The following is a 23,461-nucleotide window of genomic DNA, read 5'->3' on the forward strand; positions in this document are numbered from 1 at the left end:
GTGCCGAGCCCGGCCGGACGGCGCGTGGTGTTCACGCGAACAGGCCATGCCGTATCGGGCTTTGACAGTGGGGCCGCCACTCGCGACGGACGGCCGGGGCGGTGACCGCGTGATCCGCTCCGAACGGTCCGGCCGCGGATCCGACACGGAGAAGTAGGAGCGGGGCTACGGTCTGTGATCGGACTGTGATCCGGATTGTGACTGCAACGAGTCAACTTCGGCGTACCTTGCGGTCAAGGGCTTGCCGAACCACAAGGGACTTGCCGCATCACAGGGGAGACGCGTGACCGAGACCCGGCACGAGACGTCGGCGGAGGACCTCGTCGCCGAGTTCGACGCGGAGCGTCCCGCCCGGCGTCTGTCCGGCCGCACGGCGGCGCTCGTCACGATCGTCGCACTGGCCCTGTCGCTCTACGCGCTCTACCAGACCTTCCGGCCGGGGCCGGTCCTGCCCTACCGGATGGCGTTCCTCGCCGTGGTGCTGCCGCTGGCGTTCGTCTGCTACAAGGCGCGGCGCGGGGGCCGGGACAGGCCCGGCGTGCTCGACTGGGTGCTCGCGGCGCTGTCCCTGGCGGTCTGCGCGTATCCGCTCGTGGTCTTCGACGACCTCATCCGCCGGGCGTACGCGCCGACGCCGCTCGACGTGGCGGCGGGCGCGCTGCTCACGCTGCTGCTCCTTGAGGCGTGCCGGCGGACCGTGGGCTGGATCCTGCCCGTCGTGTGCGCGGTCTTCTTCGCGTACGCCTACTACGGCGGCTACCTGCCCGCCGACTGGGCGCTGGGCCACCGGGGCTACGACCTGGACCGGATCGTGGCGGCCTTCACGATGGGCACCGAGGGCGTGTACGGCGTGCCCCTCGACGTCGCGGCGACGTACATCATCCTGTTCACGATCTACGGCGCGGTGCTCGACCACTCGGGGGCGGGGCGGTTCTTCGTCGACGTCTCCTTCGCCGCGTTCCGCCGCTCGCGCTCAGCACCGGGGCGGACCGTCACGCTCGCGGGGTTCCTGCTCGGCACGGTGAGCGGTTCCGGCGTGGCGACCACGGTGAGCGTGGGCAGCGTGGCCTGGCCGATCCTGCGCCGGGCCGGCTATCCGCGCGAGCAGGCCGGGGGAGTGCTGGCCGCGGCCGGCATCGGCGCGATCCTGTCGCCTCCCACACTGGGCGCGGCGGCGTTCATCATCGCCGAATACCTGCGGGTGAGCTACCTGACCGTGCTCGTCTACGCCACGATCCCGACCATCCTGTACTACCTGGGCGTCTTCCTCGCGATCGAGATGGACGCCCGCAGGTACGGCACGCGGGCCGTTCCTGTGGACGCCGGCGGTCCCTGGCCGCTGATCAGGCGCTTCGGCTACCACTTCAGCTCGCTGTTCGTGATCATCATCCTGATGGCCCTCGGCCAGTCGCCGTTCCGCGCGGTCGTGTACGCCACGCTGCTGGCCTTCGCGCTGTCGTTCCTCGACCGCACTCCCGGCGGCGAGAACCGGCTGACCCCGCGCCGTGCCGTACGGGCCCTGGCGGCGGGCGCCACAGGAGTGCTGCCGGTCGCGGTCACCTGCGCGGCGGCGGGCACGATCGTCGGCGTGGTCACGCTCACCGGGCTCGGGCTCAAGGCCGGCTCGCTGATCGTCGGCCTGTCCGGGGGGAACCTCGCGGCCACCGCCGTGGCCTGCGCGCTGGCCGTGCTGCTGCTCGGGCTGGCCGTGCCGGTCACGGCGTCGTTCGTCATCGCCGCCGTGATCATCGGCCCCGCGTTGCTGAACCTCGGCGTCACCCCGGCCGAGGCGTACATGTTCATCTTCTATTACGCCGTGCTGTCCGAGGTGAGCCCGCCGACGGCGCTGTCGGCCTTCGCCGCCTCGGCGATCACGGGCGGCAACGCGCACCGCACGATGTGGGCCACCTGGAAGTACACGCTCCCGGCGTTCCTCGTGCCGTTCGCGTTCGTGCTCACGCCGTCCGGCGCGGCCCTGCTGGCCCAGGGCCCGATCGGCGAGATCCTGCTCGCCGCGGCCGTGTCCGCACTGGCCGTGGCCGTCCTCGCGGCGGCCACCGGCGGCTGGATCACCGGCCCCGCCGGTCCGGCCGAGCGGGGCCTGTGCGCGCTGGCGGCGGTCCTGCTGCTCGTCCTGTCGCCCTGGCCCGTGCTGGCCGGGCTGGGCGTCGCGGCCCTGGCGCTCGCCGTCCACCTCGTCCGCAGACACAGGGAGGCGCATCCGTGAGGTTCAGGCTCATGACGGTGCTGGCCGTCACCGCGGCACTGCTGGCCGCCGGTTGCGGGGGCGACCGGTCGGGCGCGGGAGGCGGCACGGGCGGCGGGACCCGCCTGTCGATCGCCACCGGCAACACCACCGGCGTCTACTACGTGCTGGGCGGCGGGCTCGCCGAGCTGATCGACAAGCACCTGCCCGGCCACCGGGCGACCGCGGAGGCCACCGGCGCCTCGGTGGAGAACATCCAGCGGGTGGTCAGGGGACAGTCGGACATCGCCTTCACGCTCGCGGACACGGCCGCCGACGCGGTCAAGGGCACCGGCGCCTTCACCGCCCCGCAGCCGATCCGCGCGCTCGCCCGGCTGTACGGCAACTACACCCACGTGATCGCGCGGACCGACGCCGGGATCACCTCCGTCGCCGGCCTGCGCGGCAAGCGCGTGTCCACGGGCTCGCCGAACTCGGGAACGGAGGTGATCGCGCTGCGGCTGCTCGCCGCCGCCGGGCTCGATCCCGACAAGGACGTCAAACGGCAGGCGCTGTCGCTGCCCGAGACCGTGCAGGGGCTCAAGGACGGCACCCTCGACGCGCTGGTGTGGTCGGGCGGGCTGCCCACCTCGGGCATCACCGACCTGGTGACGAGCATGGGCGGCGAGGTGACCTTCGTGCCGCTGAACGACGTGCTGCCCGCCATGCGCGCCGCCCACGGCCCCGTCTACACGGAGGGCGTGATCCCCAAGGCGGCGTACGGCACGCCGTCCGACGTGCCGGCCATCGTCGTGCCGAACCTCCTCGTGGTGAACGCTGCGATGGACGCGAAGCTCGCGGAGGACCTCACCCGGCTGATCTTCGACCACAAGGCGGACCTGGAGAAGGTGCACGCGTCGGCCAAGGAGATCACCCTTGCCGACGCGCCGAAGACCGACCCCGTGCCGCTCCACGAGGGCGCCAAAAAGTTCTACGGCTGACCCGCCACACGTGCGAGGGCCGTGTCCGCCGCTTCGAGCAGACATGGCCCTCGTCGTGACACCCGCCGCGCCGGGCACACGGCTCAGAAGCCGATCAGTTCCGGCGCCCCGGAGACGGGCAGCAGCATGCGGGGGAGGACGGCGCGCAACTCGCCGGCGGTCTCCGGCGGCAGGTCGAGGCGGACGTCGAACACGGTCTCGGTCTCCAGCAGGTCGGCGGCCTCCGGGGTCAGCTCCAGCCGCAGCATGGGGCCGTCCAGCAGCGTGATGGAGCGCAGGCCCTCGCCGGTCCCGCGCATGCCGTGGCGGGCGACCCAGTAGCCGTCCTCGCTACCCGACACCGTGAGGACATCGTGCTCCAGGTCGTCGGCCCGCCTGGCCAGGTAGACCGAATGACGGTCGCGTCCCTGCCCGTGGAACAGCTCACGGGCCGTCATGCCCGCCGCCGGGAGGTAGGCCACCTCTCCGCTGATCGGCAGCGGATGCCGCGGGCGGCGGTCGTCGAAGTCGTGGCGCCATCCCTCGTAGCGTTCGCCATAGCTGAAGGGCAGTGGGAGGGGCGGGGCGGTCGGCAGCGCGTTCAGCAGCCAGCCGGGCGGATTCCGGTGGGGCAGCGTGCTCAGCTCCGCCAGCGCCGCCGTCGCGGGCACGTCCTCGAACGGCGGCGTGGTGGAGTCGACCCGGCCGGTGTAGCTCCTGCTTCCGGCCGGGAACGTCAGCTCGCACGTGAACCAGGTGCCGGCGTCGGTCTGGTAGGACAGCTCGCGAAGGCGCTGGAACGGCTCCCGCAGGCCCTCGGCGAGGATCTCCCGGCCGTCTCGCGTGAGCGTGGTCACGGCGTACGCGCCGACCTGAGCGTGGCGCGCCACGAGCTGTGACCACCCCGGCGTGGCGGCGGCCCGCGCGAGGTCGCCGATCCGCAGGCGCATGTCGTGGCCCTCGTCGCCCCGGTTGAGCCAGCGATCGGATCGATCCGTCTTCATGGTCATCCTTCCTGCCCGGCGCCCGCGCCGCCGGTGAGCTGGTCGTGCAGCCGGCGAATCTCCCGGAGCAGTCTGCTGTTCCCCTTGCGGGCGGCCATGTCGCGTACTTCGGGGATCTCGCCGCGGGCGCCGCACCAGTCGGCGGCCGTCCGCGCGAGCGTGACGAACCCGGACAGGCCGCTCCGCGGGCGCCGGCCCGGCGCGGGCAGCAGTGCGGGCAGCGCCGCGGCGGCGATCCCCCACACCTGGGCGTACCCGCCCCGCCTGGCCGCGTCGTCGAGCGCGGCGACCATGTCGATCATCCTGACCTCGCCACTGGCCAGCAGCAGCCCCGCCTGACGGCCGATCTCGGCCGCGGGCAGTTCGTCACGCGCGGCGACCTCCAGCAGCACCTCGACCGGCTCCTGCGTGCTCCGGTCGCCCAGGGCACGGGCGAGCACCGCCGAGAACGCCACCCCCGCGGGTCCTTCGGCCCGGGCGAGGTGGCGCGCCTGCGCCCGGACGGCGGGCCCGTACCCGTAGCTCCGCAGCAGGTGCGGCGTGAGGTACGCGGCGGCGACCTCGCGGTGCGAGGGCAGCATCGAGGGCCACCAATGGAGGTGCTCGGCCTCGGCCCAGTAGTCCGACATGCTCAGCATCAGATCGACCAGCGGCAGGCCGGCGGGCGCGGCGGCGGCCCCCGGCACCAGGCGGACGTAGTGGTGGTGGCCCCGGTCGTGCCAGTCGTGATCGTCGCGCCCGCCGTTGCAGGTCCACTCCAGGGTGACCTCGACCTCAGGGCAGGTCCATCCGGCGACGATCCTGCCCGCCGCGGACGTCAGCCGGGCCGCCCGCTCCGCCGCCTCCGGGTCGGGGGTGCGCGGCAGGCGCAGCAGCGCCTGCTGGAGGTCGGCGGCCAGTGGTTTGGCGCCGGCCGCTTCGATCACCTCCAACCGGCGGACCAGCTCGGCCGCCGCCACGTGCCCGGTGGTGTGCGTGGGCGTGGCCAGCAGCAGCGGTGGCAGGGTGTCCTCCTCGACGGCCCGCAGGATCTCGGCCGCGCGGTGCAGCAGGAGCCGGTGTGGTGCGGCCAGGCCCCTGCCGGGCAGGAAGCGCCGCCAGGCCTGCCGGGTCCTGGCGCTCCCGGCCAGGGCCGTGGCGGCGCCCCGCAGCCACTGCTCGGCCCGCGGCCAGGTCTTCTGGCTGTAGGTCCAGGGGTGCTCGTCGACCAGCCGGTCACGCGTCGCGGCCACCACACCCGCCCCGTCGCGGGCGGCGAGCATGACGAAGCCGGCGAGCAGCCGCTCCCACGACTGCCAGGAGTCCGTCCATTCCGTGATCGATTGGCTGAACTCCTCCACCGACTCGATCGGCGGCTCGACGGCGTGGGCGCGTTCGGGCGCGGCGGGTAGCGACGGCGGCGTGAACACGGGCTCGGCCTCGGCCACCGCGCCGCCCGCGAACGCCGCGGCGGCCCGCCTGCCGAGGGCGGGCGGAAGGAAGCCGATCGCCTCGTGGATGGTGGCCCGGTCCTCCTCGCGCATGCCGCCCGCGTGTGCGACGGCCAGCTCGACGGCGATCTCCTGGAGCTCGGCGGAGTCGGCGGCGAAGGCGCGGGCCAGCGGCGCGGCGATCACCTCCGCCAGCGCCGGATCGCGCTTCACGGACCGGCCCAGCCACGCCAGCCCGGTGCGCACCAGCACGCGCTCGGGACGGAACAGCAGGCAGTCCCACGCCTCGGCGAGGTCGTCGGCGGTCAGATCGCCACAGGCCCGCAGGCGCTTGGCGGCCAGTTCGGCGACCGGGCCGGGGGACGCGGGCAGCAGATGCAGATAGTCGCGGATGTGGCAGGCGGCCTCGGCGGGCGAGGGGGCGAGCGCCTCGTGCAGGCGGGCGAAGAACCGCAGGTCGATAGGGGTGCCGCCGCGGAGGAAGCGGCGCACGCAGCCGTCGATGAGCGCCTCGCGCTTCACCCGGCCCGCCTCGGCCAGATCCAGCAGCGCGCCCAGCCAGCCCTGCCGCGGGTCCTTCTCCCACTGCAGCACCCGGCCCACGCCCTCGGCCTCGAACAGGCGCGGCAGCAGGTGATCGAGCAGCGGATCGTCGCCCAGGCGGGCCGGGTCGCCGCTCGCCCACCCGGCCACCAGCGGATCATGCGTCGGCGGTTCGACGCCGGTCTCGCGGAGCAGGGCCAGGGCGAGCCCCACGCCGCGGTCGTCGGCGGCGCGCAGGCGGAGCACCAGCCGCTCGGCCAGATCGGCGCGCCAGGCGGCGGGCCGGTCGGCGAGCACCGCCAGGATGAGGTCGACGTCGTTGTCGGCACCACCCCACCGAGGCGCGAGGTCGCGCCGGTACAACCAGGACGTCACGGCCGCCGCACCGCCCAGGCAACCGGCGCCGGCCACACGCAGGCCGACCCGGTAGCCGGACAGGCCGTCCTCCCACCGATCGACGCCGCGCAGCTCCTTCAGCAGCTCCGGCAGCCTGGCCGCGACCTCCTTGCGGCCCCCGTCGTCCAGAGCCCTGACCCTCTCGGCCAGCCGGTCGGCACGCCTCGCCTCGATCAGCTTCCTGATCTCGCCCCAGTGATCCATGCCTGGGGACACTAGACAGCCGTACCGACAAATCCCGGTCCCGGCCTTCGCTGGCCGTCAGAGGCGGGTGAGACCGGTGACGTGGAGGACGGCGTGGCCCTCCTCGTCGGAGGCGGCCAGGTCCACCTCGGCGCCGATGCCCCAGTCGTGGTTGCCGGCCGGGTCGTCGATGATCTGACGCACCCGCCACAGCTCCTTCTCCTCCTCGATGAGGAGGAGGGCCGGGCCGCGGGCGGCCGGGCCGGTGAGGATCTCGTCGTGCTCCTCGTAGTAGGCGTCGAGGCCCGCGCCCCAGTCGACGTCCGGGTAGAGCTCGACCAGCTCCTCCTCGCGGTCCAGCGCGGCGAGCTCCACCATCCGGAACATCGCGTTGCGGACCAGCACCCGGAAGGCGCGGGCGTTGGCGGTGACCGGGCGGGTCCTGGTCTCCAGCTCCTCCCCGGCCGCCAGCGCCTCGGCGGGATTGGCCAGCTTCTCCCACTCGTCGATCAGGCTGGAGTCCACCTGGCGCACCAGCTCGCCGAGCCATTCGATGAGGTCCACCAGGTCGTCGGTCTTCAGGTGCTCGGGCACCGTCTTCGACAGCGTGCGGTAGGCGTCGGCCAGGTAGCGCAGCACCGTGCCCTCCGAGCGGGCCAGCTCGTAGAACTGGATGTACTCGGTGAAGGTCATGGCCCGCTCGTACATGTCCCGCACGATCGACTTGGGGCTGACGACGTGGTCGCCGACCCACGGATGCCCGCGCCGGTAGGTCTCGTACGCGCCGAAGAGCATGTCCGCCAGCGGCATCGGATGGGTGATCTCGGCGAGACGCTCCATCCGCTCCTCGTACTCGATGCCGTCGGCCTTCATCTGGGCGACCGCCTCGGCCCTGGCCTTGTTGAGCTGGGCGTGCAGGATCTGGCGGGGGTCGTCCAGCGTCGACTCGACGATCGAGACCATGTCCAGCGCGTACGTCGGGGAGCCGCGGTCGAGCAGCTCGAAGGACGCCAGCGCGAAGGTGGACAGCGCCTGGTTGAGCGCGAAGTCCTCCTGCAGGTCCACGGTGAGCCGGGCCATCCGGCCGTGCTCGTCGGGCTCGGCGAGCTTCTCCACGATGCCGCCGGCCAGCAGCGAGCGGTAGATCGCGATGGCGTGGCTGATGTGGCGGCGCTGCGCCTTGCGGTCCTCGTGGTTGTCGGTCAGCAGCCGCTTCATCGCCTGGAAGCAGTCGCCGGGCCGGTTGATGATGGACAGCAGCATGGCGTTGCTGACCTTGAACCGCGAGGTCAGCGGCTCGGGTTCGGCCGTCTGGAGCTTCTCGAACGTGTCCTCGCTCCACCCGACGAACCCCTCCGGCGGCTTCTTGCGGGCGTAGCCGCGGCGCCGCTTGGGGTCGTCGCCGATCTTCGCCAGCGCCCGCTCGTTCTCGATCACGTGGTCGGGCGCCTGGCAGACGACATATCCGACCGTGTCGAAACCGGCCCGGCCGGCCCGCCCGGCGATCTGGTGGAACTCCCGCGCGCGCAGCCGCCGCACCTTGGTGCCGTCGAACTTCGACAGCGCGGTGAACAGCACGGTGCGGATCGGGACGTTGACCCCCACGCCGAGCGTGTCGGTGCCGCAGATGACCTTCAGCAGGCCCGCCTGGGCCAGCCGCTCCACCAGGCGGCGGTACTTCGGCAGCATGCCCGCGTGGTGCACGCCGATGCCGTGCCGTACGAGCCGGGACAGGGCCCGGCCGAAGCGGGTGGTGAAGCGGAAGTTGCCGATGAGGGCGGCGATGGCCTCCTTCTCGGCCTTGGTGCACATGTTGATGCTCATGAGCGCCTGCGCGCGCTCCATCGCCGCGGCCTGCGTGAAGTGCACGACGTACACCGGGGCCTGCTGGGTGGACAGCAACTCCTCCAGCGTCTCGTGCAGGGGAGTGGTCCGGTAGGAGTAGATCAGCGGCACCGGGCGCTCGGCGTGCTTGACCACGCTGGTGGGGCGGCCGGTGCGGCGGGTGAGGTCGGTCTGGAAGCGCTCGACGTCGCCGAGCGTGGCCGACATCAGCACGAACTGCGCCTGCGGCAGCTCCAGTAGCGGCACCTGCCAGGCCCAGCCGCGGTCGGGCTCGGCGTAGAAGTGGAACTCGTCCATGATCACGGTGCCGACGTCGGCGTCGGCGCCGTCGCGCAGCGCGATCTGGGCGAGGATCTCGGCGGTGCAGCAGATGACGGGCGCGTCGGCGTTCACCGTGGCGTCGCCGGTCATCATGCCGACGTTCTCGGTGCCGAACAGCGCGCACAGGTCGAAGAACTTCTCCGACACCAGCGCCTTGATCGGCGCCGTGTAGAAGCTGATCTCGTCCCTGGCCAGCGCCGCGAAGTGCGCCCCGGCGGCGATCAGGCTCTTGCCCGAGCCCGTGGGCGTGGACACGATCACGTTGTTGCCGGAGACGACCTCGATCAGCGCCTCCTCCTGCGCCGGGTAGAGCGTGAGCCCGCGATCGGCGTTCCACGAGACGAACGCGTCGAACAGCGCGTCCGGGTCGGCACCGGGCTCTGAGCCGGACGGAAGACGGCGGAGGAGGCTCATGCTTTCGCTCACGCCTCTTATCCTGCCCAAGACGCATGACTGTTTCGACCGGCCCGTCGTACGGCAAGCTGTGGCACAGCTACGTCAAAGGGGCGTGGCGCTGCACGAAGCCGCAGGTCAAACCCACAAACTAGCGGTATGGGGGAGAAGTGGGCCGGGCTCGCCGCGCGCCGGGAGGCGGCGGCCGACGTGCTGCTCGCCGTCGCCGTCCTCGCCTTCACGGTGCCGGCGGTGATGTTCGGCCGCTCCTTCCCGGACCTGCCGTTCCTCGCCGTGCCGTGGTGGGCGCAGCTCGCCGCGGCGGTCGCGGCGGCCGCGTCCATGCTGACGCGGCGCAGTGCGGCCTGGCCGATGATCGTGGCCACCGCCGCCTGCGCGCTGCTCGCCGGCCAGACCATGCCGCTGATGCTGGCGGCGTACTCGATGACGGCGCAGAACACGGTGCGCCGATGGCCGTGGGTGTCCGCCATGCTCGCGGGGGTCTACGCGCTGGCCGACTGGGCGAGCCCCTACACCGACCGGCTGCCCGTCGCCGTGGCGGTGCGGGCGATCACGCTGATCTTCCTGCCCGCGCTGGTGGGCACCTGGGTGTGGCGCTACCGCTCGATGATCCGCGAGTTGCGGGCGGGCGTGCGGGCGCGTGAGGAGCGCGCCGCCGCCCAGGAACGCCGCCGCATCGCGGGCGAGCTGCACGACACGGTGACGCACGCGGTCACCGTGATGGTCCTGAACGCCGGTCTCATCCAGGACGCCGACGAGCTCGACGAGATCCGCAAACTGGCCAGGAACATCGAGGACAAGGGCGTGCGGGCGCTGACCGAGCTGCGCGAGCTGCTCACGGCGCTGCGGCGAAGGGACCTGCCGCCTTCTGCGGAGAGCGTCGAGGGGATACCGCGTCTGGTCGAGGAGAGCAGGGCCACCGGCCTGCGGGTCGCCCTGCACTACGACGTGCCGGAGGAGACGCTGTCGCGGCAGGCCGGCCACGCCTGCTACCGGGTCGTCCAGGAGGGCCTCAACAACGTGCGCAAACACGCGCCGGGGGCCGACGTGCAGGTGGTCTGCGAGGCTCATGGCGGCGTGCTGAACGTGTCGGTGGTCAACAGCGGCAAGAGCCGGGCCGTGCCGGTCCGGGTGCCCGCCGACGCGGGGGGCGGCTACGGGCTGCCCGGCCTGCGCGAGCGCGTCGCCCTGGTGGGCGGGCGGCTCACGTACGGCCCGACCGCCGAGGGCGGGTTCGCGCTCACCGCCAGCATCCCCTGCCACCCGCCCGACCACGGCGAGCCCTGATTCCGTGCCCGTTGCGGAAAGTCGGACACCGGCCCCGGCGATCCGCGGGAGGAGCCCGCCGACGAGTCGGCGGAGTGGGAGTCGGGCCGGGCGTCCGTCGGCGGCCGCCATCTGGTGGTCAGCCTCCTTCACGAGCTTCGTCGTGCAGGTGGGGATCGCCGCGAGCACAGGGCGGCCGCGCACGGGCATCGGGGCCTACAGGCCGAGGTCCTCGATCTCCTTGAGCAGGGCGGACCGGGAGTCGCCGGGCGGCGTCCCGCCGGAGGCGTCACGTCCGGCGTCCTTCGGGGCGGCCTTGCCGCCGCGGTCGCGGAACAGGTAGCCGCCGAGGATGCCGCCCGCGAAGCCGAAGACGTGAGCCTGCCAGCCGATGCCCTCGGCCGGCAGCAGGCCGGCGAACTGGTACGCGAAGCACAGGCCCATGACCAGGCCGATGACGATGTCGATCAGGTGCCGGTCGAAGGCTCCGCGCACGAGCACGTACCCGAAGTAGCCGAACACCAGCCCGCTCGCGCCCGCGCCGACCGTGGAGGAGTCGGCGGTGAACCACGAGCCGAGCCCGCTGGCGACGGCGATCAGCCCGGTCACCCCGAGGAAGCGCCGTACGCCCCGGTAGGCCGCGAGGAACCCGAAGATGAACAGCGGCCCGGAGTTGCCCTCGATGTGCGCCCAGCTCCAGTGGAGGAGCGGCGCGGAGACGATCCCGGGCAGCCGCTCGACGTCCCAGGGCCTGATGCCGTAGCTGTAGCTGAGCGAGTAGGCCGAGGCCCAGTTGGCGACCTGCACGACCCAGATCAGCGCCAGGAAGCCGACCATGACCCAGAAGGCCTTACGGGCCTCGGCGAGCATGATTTCGGCGGTGCGGCCGTCGCCCACGGAACCTCCCCCGTCACTGAGGATCACGCCGGAAAGATACCGCCGGACGGCCGCACGAGTCACTTGCCGGCGGCGCCAGGAGCCCGGCACTTCCCCGGCCGGGGGATCAGCGCGCGGCCCGCGCCTTCACGGCGGCGGTGGCGTCCTCGGCCACGAGGTCCGCGTTGACGGCGGCGGCCGCCATGACCCCGGCTCCCGTCGCCGCCGCGACCATCGCCGAGAGGTCGCTGGAGTTCCCCGCGGCCCACACGCCCGGGATCTGCGTGCGTCCCGTCGGGTCGGTGGCGATGAACGCTCCGGCGGGGTGCTCGGTGAGGGCGCCGCCGAGCTGCTCGTACAGGTCGGATCGCGCGACGAACCGGGGCGCCACCGTCACCGCGTCGACGGCGAACTCGCGTCCGTCGTCGAGGACGACGGCCCGCAGGACGCCGTCGACGGCGCGCAGCCGGGCGACGGCGCCGTTCACGACCGGGATGTCCAGGGCGGCCAGCTTCGCCTCCGCGTCGCCGTCCAGGTCGGGCATCCGGTGCGCGAAGAGCGTGACGTCCTCGCTGAGCTGCCGGAACAGCAGGGCCTGGTGGACGTTGAGCGGGCTCGTGCCGAGCACCCCGATGCGCTGCCCGCGGACCTCCCATCCATGGCAGTACGGGCAGTGCAGCACGCTCTTTCCCCACAGCTCGCGCACTCCGGGGATGTCGGGAAGCTCGTCGACCAGGCCGGTCGCGAGCAGCAGCCTCCGGGCCCGCACCGTCTCGCCGTCCGCGAGATCCACCTCGAACCCGCCGTCGTGACGACGCGCGGCGACGGCGCGGTCGTGACGGATCCGCGCCCCGTAGTGCTCCGCCTCCCGCCGCCCGGCGGCGAGGAGTTCGAGCGGCGGGATCCCGTCTCGTGCGAGGACGTTGTGCGCGCCGTCGGCGGGCGCGTTGCGCGGCTCGCCTGCGTCGACGACCAGCACCGACCGCAGCGAGCGTGCCAGCGCGACGGCCGCGCTCAGGCCCGCCGCACCGCCGCCGACGATCGTGACGTCGTACGTCGTATCCGTGGTCATCGGATTCACCCCTTCGTCGTGTTCGTGCGGGGCCGGCGGGCCGCCCAGACGGTGCGGCTGCCGCGCACCGTCAGGTCGGGGCGGTTGAGGAGGGCGCCGGGGTGGTCGCGGGCCAGCAGGTGGTCGAGAGCGCCGAGGTCGTTGTCGGAGAGCCGGCCGTCGAAGGCGGAGCGGAAGCGGCTGAGCATGGCGTGCGCGTAGCGCCCGCTGTCCGGCGGCGCCGGGCTCGCCTCGACGGCGAGGGTGTGCTGCCCCGCCATCTCGAAACCGGCCCGCTCCAGGTGGGGCCGCCAGTCCGGGTGCGCGTTCCAGCCCGCCCGCGCCGCCGCCTCGTGGCAGCGCGCCTCCAGGCCGGGACGGCCGACGCCGATGTCGTCGGGCAGGAAACGCGGCAGCGTGTCCATCTCGACGACGGCCAGCAGGCCACCGGGGGTGAGCGCCGCGTGGATGTCGCCCAGCACCCGGTCGGGGTCGGCGACGTGGTGCAGTGAGGAGGCCGCCCACACGACGTCGACGGCGCCGATCGCGGGCCAGCCGGCGTCCAGATCGGCCTGGACGGCACGCAGCCGGTCGTCCAGGCCCTGCGCGTGCGCCGCGGCGCGGACTCGATCGAGCATCGCGGGCGACTGGTCGATCGCGACGATCTCGGCCGTCGGAAAGCGCCGTGCCAGCGCCAGGGCGCCGGCGCCGGTGCCCGCGCCCACGTCGGCGATCCTCCGGGGCGTCTCGGGGGCGTGCCGCCGGACCCATTCGATCAGGTCGTCCAGGTGCGCGCCGAACACTCGCGCGTCCAGGTCCAGCACTTCCGCGTGTCCCGGCTCGTCGTGGTGGGGGTGATGGTGGTGAGCGTGCGTCATGTCCTCACGCTAGGCGCTCGCTGCGCCTCGGGCATACACTCTTGCCTATGGAGCAAGAACTCGACCTGGACCGCGTCGTCCGCCAGCGCATCCGCGGCCTGCGGCTGGCGCGCGGCTGGTCCCTGGACGCCCTCGCCGCCCGCTGCCACCTCAGCCCGTCGAATCTGAGCCGCATCGAGACCGGGCACCGCAGGATCGCCCTCGACCAGCTGGTGCCGATCGCCCGGGCGCTCGACACCACGCTCGACGCGCTCGTCGAGTCCGCCGGCGACGAGGACGTGGTGATCAGGCCGGAGCCCTCTCACGCGCGCGGCATGACCACCTGGCTCCTGTCGCGCGAGCGTTCCCTCCACGGCGTGACCGTGGCGAAGCTGCGCATCACCCCCGACCGGCCGGCCGGGGCCGAGCGTCTGAAGGTGCACCCCGGCCGTGAGTGGTTCACCGTGCTGTCCGGCACCGCCCGCCTCCAGCTGGGCGAACGCACGATCCTGGTGCGGGCGGGGGACGCCGCCGAGTTTTCGACCATGACGCCGCACAGCATCGACGCCCACGAGGGCCCGGTGGAGATCCTCAGCATCTTCGACCACGACGGGGAGCGCATCCACCTGCACGCCGCCGACGAGGCGCCGCGCGCGGACGACGGGGCGGGCCGGGGGCCGGCTGGTTCCTGACCGCCGTCGCCCGGCGCGCCCCTCGTGTCCTACACGCGTTCGATGACGACGACCGGGATCTGCCGGTCGGTCTTGGTGGCGTACTCGTCGTACGCGGGCCAGGTGGCGGCCATCGTCCGCCACATGTCCTGTCGTTCCTCGGGGGTCGCCGTACGGGCGCGCGCCGTGAACCTGTCCCCCTTGATCTGGAACTCCACCTCGGGCTCGGCCTGGAGGTTGAGGTACCACAGGGGGTGCTCGTCGGCCCCGCCCTTGGAGGCGACCACCAGGTAGGCGTCGCCGTACGGCTGGTAGATCAGCGGGGTGCTGCGGGGCTGTCCCGACTTGCGGCCCTTCGTGGTGAGGATGGCCACCGTGGTGCCCTGCCAGTCGTGGCCTTCCTCGCCGTCGGTCTCGATGTAGCGCTTGACGTGTTCCTGTCCGAAAAGCATGGTCGATCACCTTCCCATCAGAGGGGGATCAACCGCCCGAGCCCTCGGCCAATTCCAGGGCGACCTGCAGACCCGCCGCGGCCCGCTCCTCCTCGGTCGCCGACTCGTCGCGGATGAAGAACCAGGCCGCGTGCAGCGCGAACAGCGCCATCGATCGCCTCAGCCTGACCGGCAGCGGGTCGTCCGGCCCGCACAGCGTCTGCATCAGCTCGCCCATGCGCTCGCGCATCAGGTCGACCTTGGCATGGCCCTGCAGCGCCGTCTTGTTGCGGTCCATGAACTGCATGATCTCGTGGTGGTGTCCGCTGGTCATCAGGGCGGAGTAGCGGCGGATGACCTCCCCACGGGTCTCGGGGGTGCGGGACTGCCCGTTCGCCCACGCGATCAGCTCGTCCAGTGCCTTGACGCGGTCCTCGATCAGGCTGGCGACGATGTCCTCCTTGGTGCGGAAGTGATAGTAGAGTGCCGCCTTGGTCACGCCGAGGGCCTCGGCTATCTCCCGGAGCGACGTCGCCTCGTACCCCTGCTCGGTGAAGAGCCTGATCGCGACCTCCTGGATGCGGCTGCGTGTGTCGGTATGAGCACCCATTCCCTGCTGTCCCCAAATAACTTGACGGCCGGCAAGTAAGGACAATACCGTGCCTCGGGCACTAGCCTGTCGGCAAGTAAGTAAATTTCTCCAAAGGGGGCACCCATGACCACGGAGACCGCGGCCGCGCCTGGCCGGTCCCGGGAAGTGATGATCGTCTTACCCGGTCTCATGCTGGCGATGATGCTGGCGATGCTGGACAACATGATCGTCGGCACGGCGATGCCGAGGATCGTCGGGGAGCTGCAGGGCCTGGACTACTTCACCTGGGTCACCACCGCGTACGTGCTGGGCACCACGGTCTCGACGCCGATCTGGGGCAAGCTCGGCGACCTGTACGGCCGCAAGAACATCTTCCTGAGCTCGATCGGCATCTTCCTGGTGGGCTCCGCGCTGTGCGGCATGGCCGGCTCGTCGCTGTTCGGCGGCACCGGCGACGGCATGGTCGAGCTGATCGCCTTCCGCGCGCTGCAGGGCCTCGGCGCGGGCGGGCTCATCGTCGGGGTGATGTCGATCATCGGGGACCTGGTCCCGCCCCGTGAGCGTGGTCAGTACCAGGGCATCATGGCGGCCATCATGTCGCTCGCCATGATCGCCGGTCCTCTCGTCGGCGGTTTCATCACCGACAACCTGAACTGGCGCTGGGCCTTCTACGTGAACCTCCCGCTCGGCGGCGTGGCGCTGATCTGGCTGATCCTCAAGCTGCACCTGCCCAGGCACCGCACCGAGCACCGCATCGACTGGCTCGGCGCGGCCATCCTCACTGTGGCGATCACCGCGATCGTGCTGATCACCTCGTGGGGCGGCCAGAAGCACGGATACCCGTGGGGCTCCTGGCAGATCCTGGGGCTGGCCGCCCTGGCGGTCGTCGCGCTGGCCGTGTTCATCCCCGTCGAGCGGAGGGCGGCCGAGCCGATCCTGCCGCTGCACGTGTTCGCCAACCGCAACTTCACGCTGATCAACGTGCTCGGCTTCCTGCTCGGCTTCGCGATGTTCGGCGCGATCACCTTCCTGCCGATGTTCCAGCAGATCGTCCAGGGCTCCACGGCGACCAACTCCGGTCTGCTCCTGCTGCCGATGATGGCCTCGTCCATGGTCGTGTCGCTGTTCGTCGGCAGGGCGATCACCAAGACCGGCAGGTACAAGAGCTTCCCGGTGATCGGCGGCGTGATCATGGCCATCGGCGTGTGGCTGCTGTCGACGCAGGACGTCCACACCCCCGCCTGGCGGACCGGCGTCTACATCGCCGTCCTCGGCCTGGGCATGGGCTTCCTGATGCAGACGACCATGCTGATCGCGCAGAACAGCGTCGAGCAGAAGGACATCGGCGTGGCCAGCAGCGCCTCCACGTTCTTCCGCTCCATCGGCGGTTCGTTCGGCATCTCGCTGTTCGGCGCCATCTTCAACAACCGGCTGGCCGACGAGATCACCAGCAGGTTCGGCGCGAAGGCGGCCACCCTACTGGGCTCCGGTGGCGGTCAGATCGACCGGAAGATCCTCGACCAGCTTCCGCCGCCGGTCAAGACGGGGTTCCTGGAGGCGCTCGCCAGCACGATCGGCACGGTCTTCCTGTGGTCGGTCCTGTTCGCCGCGATCGTCCCGGTGATCGCCGCCTTCATCAAGCACGTCCCGCTGCGCAGCGGCGCTCCCGGCGCCGCCGACGGCGAGAAGGCGGAGCCGATGGCGGCCGCCGCCTTCGAGTGACCTGATCCAGCGCCGGTACGGCGCACGCCCCCGCGCGGGCGTGCGCCGTACCGCGTTTTCCGGACTGGTCAGGCGGGCCGCTCGGCCCGGTCAGCCGACCAGTCGGTGTGGAAGGAGCCCTCCCGGTCGACCCTCCGGTAGGTGTGCGCGCCGAAGAAGTCGCGCAGCCCCTGCAGCAGCGCCGCCGGCAGCCGGTCGCGGCGCAGCCCGTCGTAGTAGGCGAGCGCCGAGGAGAAGCCCGGGGTCGGCACCCCGATCGTCGCCGCCGTCGCCACGACCCGCCGCCACGACTCCTGAGCCTCCTCCAGCGCCTGGGCGAACGTCGGGTCCACCAGCAGCGTCGGAAGGTTCGGGTCCGCGTCGTACGCCGCCCGGATCCGGTCGAGGAAGCGCGCCCTGATGATGCAGCCGCCGCGCCAGATCGTGGCCATCGCGCCCAGATTCAGGTCCCAGCCGTACTCCGCGCTCGCGGCGGCCATCTGGTCGAACCCCTGGGCGTACGCCACGATCTTGGAGGCGTACAGCGCCCGCCGCACGTCCTCGACGAGGCCGGAGTCGCCGGCCGTGCCCGAGGGGCCGGCGAGCGAGCGGGCGGCGGCCCGCTGCTCGGGGTGACCCGACAGCGCCCGGGCGAACACCGCCTCGGCGATGCCGGTGACCGGGACGCCGAGGTCGAGGGCGCTCTGCACGGTCCAGCGGCCGGTGCCCTTCTGCTCGGCCTGGTCCTGCACGACGTCCACGAACGGCTTGCCCGTGGCGGGGTCGGTGTGACCGAGCACCTCGGCGGTGATCTCGATGAGGTACGACTCCAGGTCGCCCCGGTTCCACTCGCGGAAGACGTCGGACAGCTCCTGCGGGGTCAGCCCGAGGGCCTGCCGGAGCAGGTCGTACGACTCCGCGATGAGCTGCATGTCGGCGTACTCGATGCCGTTGTGCACCATCTTGACGAAGTGGCCGGCGCCGTCGGGGCCCACGTGCACACAGCACGGCACCCCGTCGACCTTCGCCGCGATGTCCTCCAGCAGGGGGCCGAGCGTCTTGTACGCCTCGGCGTCGCCGCCGGGCATGATGCTCGGGCCGTTGAGCGCGCCCTCCTCGCCGCCAGAGATGCCGGTGCCGACGAAGTGGATGCCCCGCTCGCGCAGCGCGGCCTCCCGGCGTCGGGTGTCCATGTAGTGGGCGTTACCGCCGTCGATGATCATGTCGCCCGGCTCCATGACGGCGGCGAGCTCCTCGATCACGGCGTCGGTGGGCGCCCCGGCCTTGACCATGATGATCGCCTTGCGGGGCCGTTCGAGGGAGGCCACGAACTCCTCGATAGTGCCCGCAGGAAGGAACGCGCCCTCGTCGCGGTGCTCCTCCATGAACCGGGTCGTACGGCTCTCCGTGCGGTTGTGCACCGCGACCACGTGACCGTGGTGGGCGAAGTTCCGGGCGAGGTTGCGACCCATGGTCGCCAGGCCCGTCACTCCGATGTCTGCCTTGTCCATGTCTACAGTCATACCGTTCCCAGGTACGGGCGACCGGCCTCGGGTGGGCGTGTCCCGCGGCCGGTCGCGGTGAGCTGCACCGATTGGTCCCCGATCAGTAGCCGTAGCCGCCGGACGGGTGGGAGTGCGACGGCGCCGGTCTGGCCGAAGTCCTGGCCGTGGACGACGGCATGGGCGTCGGAGTGGGCGAGGCGGCGCCTGCGGCCGTGGCCGGGCGGATCAGGCCGAGCAGGCCGTGCCGTGCGCCTGAGATGCCGGCAGAGAACCACACCGCGTCGGCGCCGCCGTTGCCCGCCGTGCCGGGTTCGAGGTCCCACAGTCCCTCGATCGCGATCGCCCTGCCGTCCGCCCCGCGCAGCGGGCCGAGGTGGCGACCGGTCCCCGGGTTGTACGCGTTGATCCATCCGTCGCCGAAGTTGCCCACCAGCAGCGCACCGGCGTACGCGCCGAATCCGGCGGGGGCGAGCGTCATCGCCCACGGTGCGTTCAGCGGGCCGCGGGAGGCGAGGCGCCGCACGAAGCGGCCGCTCGCGGTGAACTGGCTGACGAACCCGTTGCCCCGGCCCGCCACCGGCCTGCCGGTCTCGGGATCCCGCTTGGCGTACGCGACGAGAACCGAGGTTCCGGCGATCTCGACGTTGAAGGGGGAGTAGTGCGCGGGCAGGAACGGGTCGCGGAACGCGCGGCGCGCCAGACGCACCCGCCGGAAGTCGTCGTCGAAGACGTGGACGGCGCCGTGGGAGAAGGACGGCGCGAGCAGGAACGTGCCCCGGTCGGTGTTCATCAGCGCCAGGCCCTTGTAGTCGGCGCCGCGGGTGAACGCGGCGATGACCGCGTTGCGCGGATCGGCCTTGGCGCTCCAGGCGGTGATGGCGCCGCTCGGGCTGGAGAAGATGAACGAGGCGGGCGCGGTGCCGGCCTTTCCCTTGACCGTGAAGGCGTCGCCCGAGTAGGCCACCTGGCCGGTCGGGGTGCCGCCGGGGACCGCCACCGTGGTGGGGGCCTTCCTGGCCGTCCCCGCGCCTCCGGTGTAGACGGTCGCCGTGCCGGTCCCCGCGTTGGACACCCAGAGGGCGGCGCCCATCGCGAGGCCCCAGGGGTTGACCAGCTTGGGGTCGGTGAGGGCCGCCCTGCCCGCCACGTCGGAGACCAGGTCGACCTCGGCGAACCGGGCGGGCGTGCGCGCCGTGTTCGCGGACCGGTCGGCGGCCGGGTGGACCTGGTGGCCGGAGCCCTGCCCGGGGCGGGAGGCGTGAGGGGACGAAGCGGGATGGGCCGGTGCCGCTCCGACCAGCGCCAGCGCGAGCGGCGCGGCGCAGAGCGTGACGATACGTGCCCGCATGGGGCCTCCTGAGAGTGGTCAGAACTGTGTCGGCATGCCCTTACGCCCGGAGATACGCCGCCGCCCCCTTCCGGGTTCACCCGACTTCTCCGCAGGTAGGGGGCGCGGACAGGGGCGGGTCTGCCCTATCCTGACAAAACCCGCAAAGCAAGCGGGTTTTGTATAGACATGGTCGTCCGATGGCGAGGACACTTGGCCTCCCGCCGGGCCGCTGGTAATTCACTACAGCCAAGAAGGGCCGGTGCGAGCCGGCCCCGCCCACCGTCGTCGCGCACTACGGAGAAGAGACGTGTTCGCACCGAAGCCGGAACGATCAGTGGTCGCGGTTCCTCCGCCCGGAGACGGGCCCGGATTCTGGGCGGGCGCGCCCAGCGCCGTGAGCCGGGACGGATGGATCTACCTGGCCTACCGGCTGCGCCGGCCGCTCGGTGATGGGCGCGGGTACGCCGTGGAGATCGCCCGTTCCGCCGACGGCGAGCGGTTCGAGAAGATCCTCACGATCACCAAGGAGGAGATGAAGACCGAGTCGCTGGAGCGCCCGACGCTCGTGGTGACGCCGGAGGGCAGGTGGCGCCTGTACCTGAGCTGCGCCACGTACGGCACCAAGCACTGGCGGGTCGAGATGATCGAGGCCGCCGGGCCGGCGGAGTTCGACCCCGCCGACGCGCGGGGGGTGCTGCCCGGCGACCTCAAGACCGGCGTCAAGGACCCCGTGATCCTCCATCACGGTGGCGTGTGGCACCTGTGGGCGTCCTGCCACCCCCTGGAGGACCCCGACGAGGCCGACCAGATGGTGACCGACTACGCCACCAGCACCGACGGCGTCGAGTGGACCTGGCAGGGGACCGCGCTCGACCGGCGGCCGGGCGAGTGGGACTCGCGCGGCGTGCGGGTGAGCGCGGTCACGTTCAGCGGCGGGACCGTCATCGCGTACTACGACGGCCGCGCGTCGGCGGAGGAGAACTACGAGGAGCGCACGGGCGTGGCCATCGGCCCCGACCCGTCCACGCTCACCGCCACCGGAACCGCCCCCGTCGCCCAGTCGGAGCACGCCGGGGGAGGACTGCGCTACCTGTCGATCGTGCCCGTGGCGGAGGGCCACCGCCTGTACTACGAGCTGACCCGCGCCGACGGGGGCCACGAGTTGCGCACCGAGCTGCGCTGACCGCCCCGGGGGCGATTCCGGCGCCAGTGACGCGCGTGGCGGCGGGCGGGGCCCGGGCGGGAGGTCACGCCCCGATGGGATCGCCTCCCGGCGGGCCGTCCATGCCCGGCGGCCGGGCGGCCGGGTCGGAGGCGCTCCTGACCCGACCGTTGCGGGCCTGCCGCTGGCCGGACGGCCGGGATCCGACCAGGCCGCCCGACCGCTCCCGGGGGCGCAGCCAGTCGCCGAAGTCCTCGCCGAAGGAGTCGCGGCCGAGCAGGTCGCGCAGCAGCGCGATATCGGCGGCGAAGTAGGAGAGCAGCTCCTGACGCTGCTCCCAGGTGAGCGGCCGCCGGGGCTGCCCGTCGCGCTGCAGCACCCGTTCAAGCGGTGCGGTGAGCCGCTGGCCGAGCACCGGATCGCCGAGCCGGGCGAGCCGGGCCAGGATCCGGTGCCTGCGGCTGTGCCGCGGATGGGCCGTGACGTTCTCCCTGGGCACCTCGCCGACCAGCCCCTGCTCCACGCCGAGGAACGCGCAGATGCGGTCGAGCGTGGCGGCCGGGCGGTCCACGAGGTCCCGGTAGCGGAAGATCAGCACCTGCTCGCGGGGGAACAGGGTGAACAGGTGCGCGAGCTGCTCGCCGTACCGGCCGAGGCCGACGTAGTGCCAGAACGGCGACCAGCCGTCGGCGATCCGCCGCTTCTCGGCCGCGCACGCCTCGATGACGTCGCCGATCGGCTCAAGGCCGGCCGACCACAGGTGGGTCCAGTTGGAGTGCGCGCGCTCCACGGGGTCGCGCAGCGAGACGATGAGTTTCGCGTCCGGGATCGCCTCCCGGATCCGCCGCTGGGCCGCGCGGTCGTACAGATAGAAGGGGGTGGACTCGCCGCGCAGCGCCCCCGGCGCCGCGTCCGCGAACAGCGCCTCGTAGTCGGCGCGCCGCCACACGTGCTCGCGGTAGGTCTCCGCGTCCCCCGGCCCGCCCTTCGCCGGGGGCGGGCCGTCGGTGAGGAAGAACTTCGGCTCCTTGACGGGAGACATGAACAGCCGGGGATGGCGGGCCAGCGCCGCGTGCAGGGCAGTGGTGCCGGCCTTCGGCACCCCGATGACCAGGAAGTCGGGCAGGGCCATGGGAGTCCTCCTACTTTCCCGATTAATTAAGTTGGTTTTGCCCCTTCCTTGCCTAAAAAATCACCCGACGTCGGTGTAGTACCACCGGAACGGACACCGATGCGGTATCGCGGCCCGTTTCTGGGCGCCACGGCTCCCCGCGCGGCGCCCGGAGGGCCGCCGCCGGCCGGAGGTCCGGGAGGATCGGGTCAGCCGGAGGTCGCGCCGGCCGAGCCGCGCGCCGCGACCGCCGGCCGCACCCATGCGGCCGGCCGGCGACGGGCGAGCGCGGCGGCCCGCCGGTCGCCGTCGGACCAGAACTCGAACCACACCTCGTTGCGGCCGGCCTCGCGGACCAGTCCCCACCGGTCGGCCAGCAGGTCCAGCAGTGGCAGACCGCGTCCGCCCTGGCTCGACCCGTTGGGGAGCGGATGACCGGCGCACGGCGGCCCGGCCGAGCCGTCGTCCTCGACGCAGACCCGCACGCGGTCCGGCAGGCACGAGACGGTGACGGTGAAGGTGCCGCCGTCCCCGGAACGGGAGTGGACGACCGCGTTCGTCGCGATCTCGCTGGTCAGCAGCACGCAGTCGTCATGCCGGGGATGGCCGCGCCCGAGCGCGGCCGACACGAGCCTGCGCGCCCGCCCCACCTGGTCCCGTCCACCCGCGAGCCGGGCCACGCGGTTTCCCGCGCCGTCCCCCGAGATCTCCATGAGCTCCTCCCAACGCGCGGCGGTGTGGCCGCCGCAGGAGAGGACGTCCGCCCCCGCGCCCGCGATGTCACGGGAAAGTAGGAGTGTCCTTGCCCCGCTATGCCGGGAAAGCGACCCCGTCACCCTCGTCCCCCGGGCGGCGATCGGAAGCCGGCCACAACCACAGAGGGCCCCGTACAGGGGACAGGCGATCCGACGACGGCCTTCTGGGGTCGTGGTGGTGCCGTGGCTGCCGTCTCAGCGGCTGTAGTCCAGGAACAACGTGCCGTTCTTGCCTCGTTCGACCTCGAGCAGCTTCCACGACCGAACGTCGTCGCCCTCGAACACCCGCCTGCCGTGGCCGACCACGGCCGGCGCGACGACCAGCCGTAGTTCGTCGACGAGCCCGGCGTGCAGCAGGGAGCGGGCCAGTTCGATGCTGCCGTGGATGCCGATGTCGCCGCCGGATTCCTGCTTCAGGGCGGTCACGTAGTCGTGCGCGGGGGTGGTGACCAGGGTGGAGTTCGCCCATTCCTGCGTGGGCGCGCTGGAGGTGACGACGTGCTTGCGGGTGCCGTTGATGAAGCCGGCGAACGGCTGGAAGTCCGACTTGGGCCAGTGCCCGGCCCAGTAGTCGTAGGTCCCGCGTCCCAGCAGGACGTCGTCCTGGGTGGCGATGACCCGGCTGAGGTAGGCGACCAGCTGGGGGCCGTCGTCGGCGAGCCAGTCGCCGTCTTCGTAGGCGACGCCGTCGAGCGACATCAGGTGGTAGAGCACAACCTTGCGCATGGTGTTCTCCTAGTGGTCGGTCGAGTGGCGCGGCGAGAGCTCCTGCGGTGGGACACGTCGTTGCGGGCTCCATGGTGTGGCCTGATCGCGGGCCCCTGCGATACATTCGGCCGCAGCCGAATCCGA

19 protein-coding genes are annotated in these 23,461 nt (G+C 72.2%); 6 read left to right on the plus strand and 13 right to left on the minus strand.

What is annotated here, in order from left to right:
* The first annotated feature begins 283 nt into the window (after positions 1-283).
* Together FLW16_RS35010 and FLW16_RS35015 are read left to right on the plus strand one after the other, a co-directional pair.
* On the plus strand, positions 284-2,227 hold the full coding sequence (locus FLW16_RS35010) for a TRAP transporter fused permease subunit (protein ID WP_142564760.1): 1,944 nt from the start codon (positions 284-286) through the stop codon (positions 2,225-2,227).
* Positions 2,224-3,186: a TAXI family TRAP transporter solute-binding subunit gene (locus tag FLW16_RS35015; RefSeq protein ID WP_221891431.1), complete on the plus strand. Its 963-nt coding sequence runs from the start codon at positions 2,224-2,226 to the stop codon at positions 3,184-3,186. The genes FLW16_RS35010 and FLW16_RS35015 overlap by 4 nt, the downstream gene beginning before the upstream one ends.
* 83 nt (positions 3,187-3,269) lie before the next feature.
* On the opposite strand, the gene FLW16_RS35020 is transcribed toward FLW16_RS35015, so the two are convergent.
* The 3 genes from FLW16_RS35020 to FLW16_RS35030 are packed head-to-tail and all read right to left on the minus strand — an operon-like array spanning position 3,270 to position 9,301.
* Positions 3,270-4,169: a hypothetical protein gene (locus FLW16_RS35020; RefSeq protein ID WP_142564762.1), complete on the minus strand. Its 900-nt coding sequence runs from the start codon at positions 4,167-4,169 to the stop codon at positions 3,270-3,272.
* 2 nt (positions 4,170-4,171) lie between these two features.
* Positions 4,172-6,742, minus strand: coding sequence for a DUF6493 family protein (locus tag FLW16_RS35025; RefSeq protein WP_142564764.1), 2,571 nt, complete (start codon positions 6,740-6,742; stop codon positions 4,172-4,174).
* A 57-nt stretch (positions 6,743-6,799) separates the two neighbouring features.
* Positions 6,800-9,301, minus strand: coding sequence for an RNA helicase (locus FLW16_RS35030; protein WP_142564829.1), 2,502 nt, complete (start codon positions 9,299-9,301; stop codon positions 6,800-6,802).
* 138 nt (positions 9,302-9,439) lie between these two features.
* Here FLW16_RS35030 and FLW16_RS35035 point away from each other — a divergent pair, with 138 nt between their 5' ends.
* On the plus strand, positions 9,440-10,588 hold the full coding sequence (locus tag FLW16_RS35035; protein WP_142564766.1) for a sensor histidine kinase: 1,149 nt from the start codon (positions 9,440-9,442) through the stop codon (positions 10,586-10,588).
* A gap of 195 nt (positions 10,589-10,783) precedes the next feature.
* Here FLW16_RS35035 and FLW16_RS35040 read toward each other — a convergent pair whose 3' ends face one another.
* The 3 genes from FLW16_RS35040 to FLW16_RS35050 form a co-directional block, all read right to left on the minus strand.
* Complete coding sequence (locus FLW16_RS35040; protein WP_221891432.1) at positions 10,784-11,491, minus strand: rhomboid family intramembrane serine protease; 708 nt, start codon at positions 11,489-11,491, stop codon at positions 10,784-10,786.
* A 79-nt stretch (positions 11,492-11,570) separates the two neighbouring features.
* Positions 11,571-12,515, minus strand: a complete 945-nt coding sequence (locus tag FLW16_RS35045) for an NAD(P)/FAD-dependent oxidoreductase (RefSeq protein ID WP_142564768.1) — start codon at positions 12,513-12,515, stop codon at positions 11,571-11,573.
* Positions 12,516-12,520: 5 nt separating this feature from the next.
* Complete coding sequence (locus FLW16_RS35050) at positions 12,521-13,372, minus strand: trans-aconitate 2-methyltransferase (protein ID WP_142564770.1); 852 nt, start codon at positions 13,370-13,372, stop codon at positions 12,521-12,523.
* 47 nt (positions 13,373-13,419) lie between these two features.
* Between FLW16_RS35050 and FLW16_RS35055 the strand changes: the two genes are divergently transcribed.
* The gene (locus FLW16_RS35055; protein ID WP_142564772.1) at positions 13,420-14,043 is read left to right on the plus strand and encodes a helix-turn-helix domain-containing protein; all 624 of its coding nucleotides are present in this window, start codon (positions 13,420-13,422) and stop codon (positions 14,041-14,043) included.
* A 29-nt stretch (positions 14,044-14,072) separates the two neighbouring features.
* Here the strand turns inward: FLW16_RS35055 and FLW16_RS35060 are convergent, their stop codons facing one another.
* Complete coding sequence (locus tag FLW16_RS35060; protein WP_142564774.1) at positions 14,073-14,474, minus strand: nitroreductase family deazaflavin-dependent oxidoreductase; 402 nt, start codon at positions 14,472-14,474, stop codon at positions 14,073-14,075.
* A 28-nt stretch (positions 14,475-14,502) separates the two neighbouring features.
* Positions 14,503-15,063 (minus strand): TetR/AcrR family transcriptional regulator, encoded by a 561-nt coding sequence (locus FLW16_RS35065; RefSeq protein WP_142564776.1) that lies wholly within the window; start codon positions 15,061-15,063, stop codon positions 14,503-14,505.
* 105 nt (positions 15,064-15,168) lie between these two features.
* Between FLW16_RS35065 and FLW16_RS35070 the strand changes: the two genes are divergently transcribed.
* Entirely contained in the window at positions 15,169-16,767 is a 1,599-nt protein-coding gene (locus FLW16_RS35070) for an MDR family MFS transporter (RefSeq protein WP_142564778.1), read from the plus strand.
* Positions 16,768-16,835: 68 nt separating this feature from the next.
* On the opposite strand, the gene gndA is transcribed toward FLW16_RS35070, so the two are convergent.
* Complete coding sequence (gndA, locus tag FLW16_RS35075; protein ID WP_142564780.1) at positions 16,836-18,257, minus strand: NADP-dependent phosphogluconate dehydrogenase; 1,422 nt, start codon at positions 18,255-18,257, stop codon at positions 16,836-16,838.
* Between the two features lie 94 nt (positions 18,258-18,351).
* Entirely contained in the window at positions 18,352-19,599 is a 1,248-nt protein-coding gene (locus FLW16_RS35080) for a TIGR03118 family protein (protein WP_142564782.1), read from the minus strand.
* Between the two features lie 289 nt (positions 19,600-19,888).
* Between FLW16_RS35080 and FLW16_RS35085 the strand changes: the two genes are divergently transcribed.
* Complete coding sequence (locus FLW16_RS35085) at positions 19,889-20,764, plus strand: hypothetical protein (RefSeq protein WP_142564784.1); 876 nt, start codon at positions 19,889-19,891, stop codon at positions 20,762-20,764.
* Between the two features lie 64 nt (positions 20,765-20,828).
* Here the strand turns inward: FLW16_RS35085 and FLW16_RS35090 are convergent, their stop codons facing one another.
* The 3 genes from FLW16_RS35090 to FLW16_RS35100 all read right to left on the minus strand — a co-directional run bounded on the left by FLW16_RS35090 (position 20,829) and on the right by FLW16_RS35100 (position 23,335).
* Positions 20,829-21,875, minus strand: coding sequence for a sulfotransferase (locus FLW16_RS35090; protein WP_142564786.1), 1,047 nt, complete (start codon positions 21,873-21,875; stop codon positions 20,829-20,831).
* Between the two features lie 188 nt (positions 21,876-22,063).
* A complete protein-coding gene (locus tag FLW16_RS35095; RefSeq protein ID WP_142564788.1) occupies positions 22,064-22,567 on the minus strand; it encodes an ATP-binding protein in 504 nt (167 codons plus the stop codon).
* 237 nt (positions 22,568-22,804) lie between these two features.
* The gene (locus FLW16_RS35100) at positions 22,805-23,335 is read right to left on the minus strand and encodes a dihydrofolate reductase family protein (RefSeq protein ID WP_142564790.1); all 531 of its coding nucleotides are present in this window, start codon (positions 23,333-23,335) and stop codon (positions 22,805-22,807) included.
* Between the last annotated feature and the right edge of the window lie 126 nt (positions 23,336-23,461).

It is taken from the genome of Microbispora sp. KK1-11 (genome assembly GCF_006874435.1).
Taxonomy (GTDB): domain Bacteria; phylum Actinomycetota; class Actinomycetes; order Streptosporangiales; family Streptosporangiaceae; genus Microbispora; species Microbispora catharanthi.

What these genes read in the sequence shown, in the direction of transcription:
- FLW16_RS35020 (WP_142564762.1), bottom strand. Translation starts at nt 4,169, where the DNA reads ATGAAGACGGATCGATCCGATCGCTGGCTCAACCGGGGCGACGAGGGC.
- FLW16_RS35025 (WP_142564764.1), bottom strand. Translation starts at nt 6,742, where the DNA reads ATGGATCACTGGGGCGAGATCAGGAAGCTGATCGAGGCGAGGCGTGCC.
- FLW16_RS35030 (WP_142564829.1), bottom strand. Translation starts at nt 9,301, where the DNA reads ATGAGCCTCCTCCGCCGTCTTCCGTCCGGCTCAGAGCCCGGTGCCGAC.
- FLW16_RS35035 (WP_142564766.1), top strand. Translation starts at nt 9,440, where the DNA reads ATGGGGGAGAAGTGGGCCGGGCTCGCCGCGCGCCGGGAGGCGGCGGCC.
- FLW16_RS35045 (WP_142564768.1), bottom strand. Translation starts at nt 12,515, where the DNA reads ATGACCACGGATACGACGTACGACGTCACGATCGTCGGCGGCGGTGCG.
- FLW16_RS35050 (WP_142564770.1), bottom strand. Translation starts at nt 13,372, where the DNA reads ATGACGCACGCTCACCACCATCACCCCCACCACGACGAGCCGGGACAC.
- FLW16_RS35055 (WP_142564772.1), top strand. Translation starts at nt 13,420, where the DNA reads ATGGAGCAAGAACTCGACCTGGACCGCGTCGTCCGCCAGCGCATCCGC.
- FLW16_RS35060 (WP_142564774.1), bottom strand. Translation starts at nt 14,474, where the DNA reads ATGCTTTTCGGACAGGAACACGTCAAGCGCTACATCGAGACCGACGGC.
- FLW16_RS35065 (WP_142564776.1), bottom strand. Translation starts at nt 15,063, where the DNA reads ATGGGTGCTCATACCGACACACGCAGCCGCATCCAGGAGGTCGCGATC.
- FLW16_RS35070 (WP_142564778.1), top strand. Translation starts at nt 15,169, where the DNA reads ATGACCACGGAGACCGCGGCCGCGCCTGGCCGGTCCCGGGAAGTGATG.
- gndA (WP_142564780.1), bottom strand. Translation starts at nt 18,257, where the DNA reads ATGGACAAGGCAGACATCGGAGTGACGGGCCTGGCGACCATGGGTCGC.
- FLW16_RS35080 (WP_142564782.1), bottom strand. Translation starts at nt 19,599, where the DNA reads ATGCGGGCACGTATCGTCACGCTCTGCGCCGCGCCGCTCGCGCTGGCG.
- FLW16_RS35090 (WP_142564786.1), bottom strand. Translation starts at nt 21,875, where the DNA reads ATGGCCCTGCCCGACTTCCTGGTCATCGGGGTGCCGAAGGCCGGCACC.
- FLW16_RS35095 (WP_142564788.1), bottom strand. Translation starts at nt 22,567, where the DNA reads ATGGAGATCTCGGGGGACGGCGCGGGAAACCGCGTGGCCCGGCTCGCG.
- FLW16_RS35100 (WP_142564790.1), bottom strand. Translation starts at nt 23,335, where the DNA reads ATGCGCAAGGTTGTGCTCTACCACCTGATGTCGCTCGACGGCGTCGCC.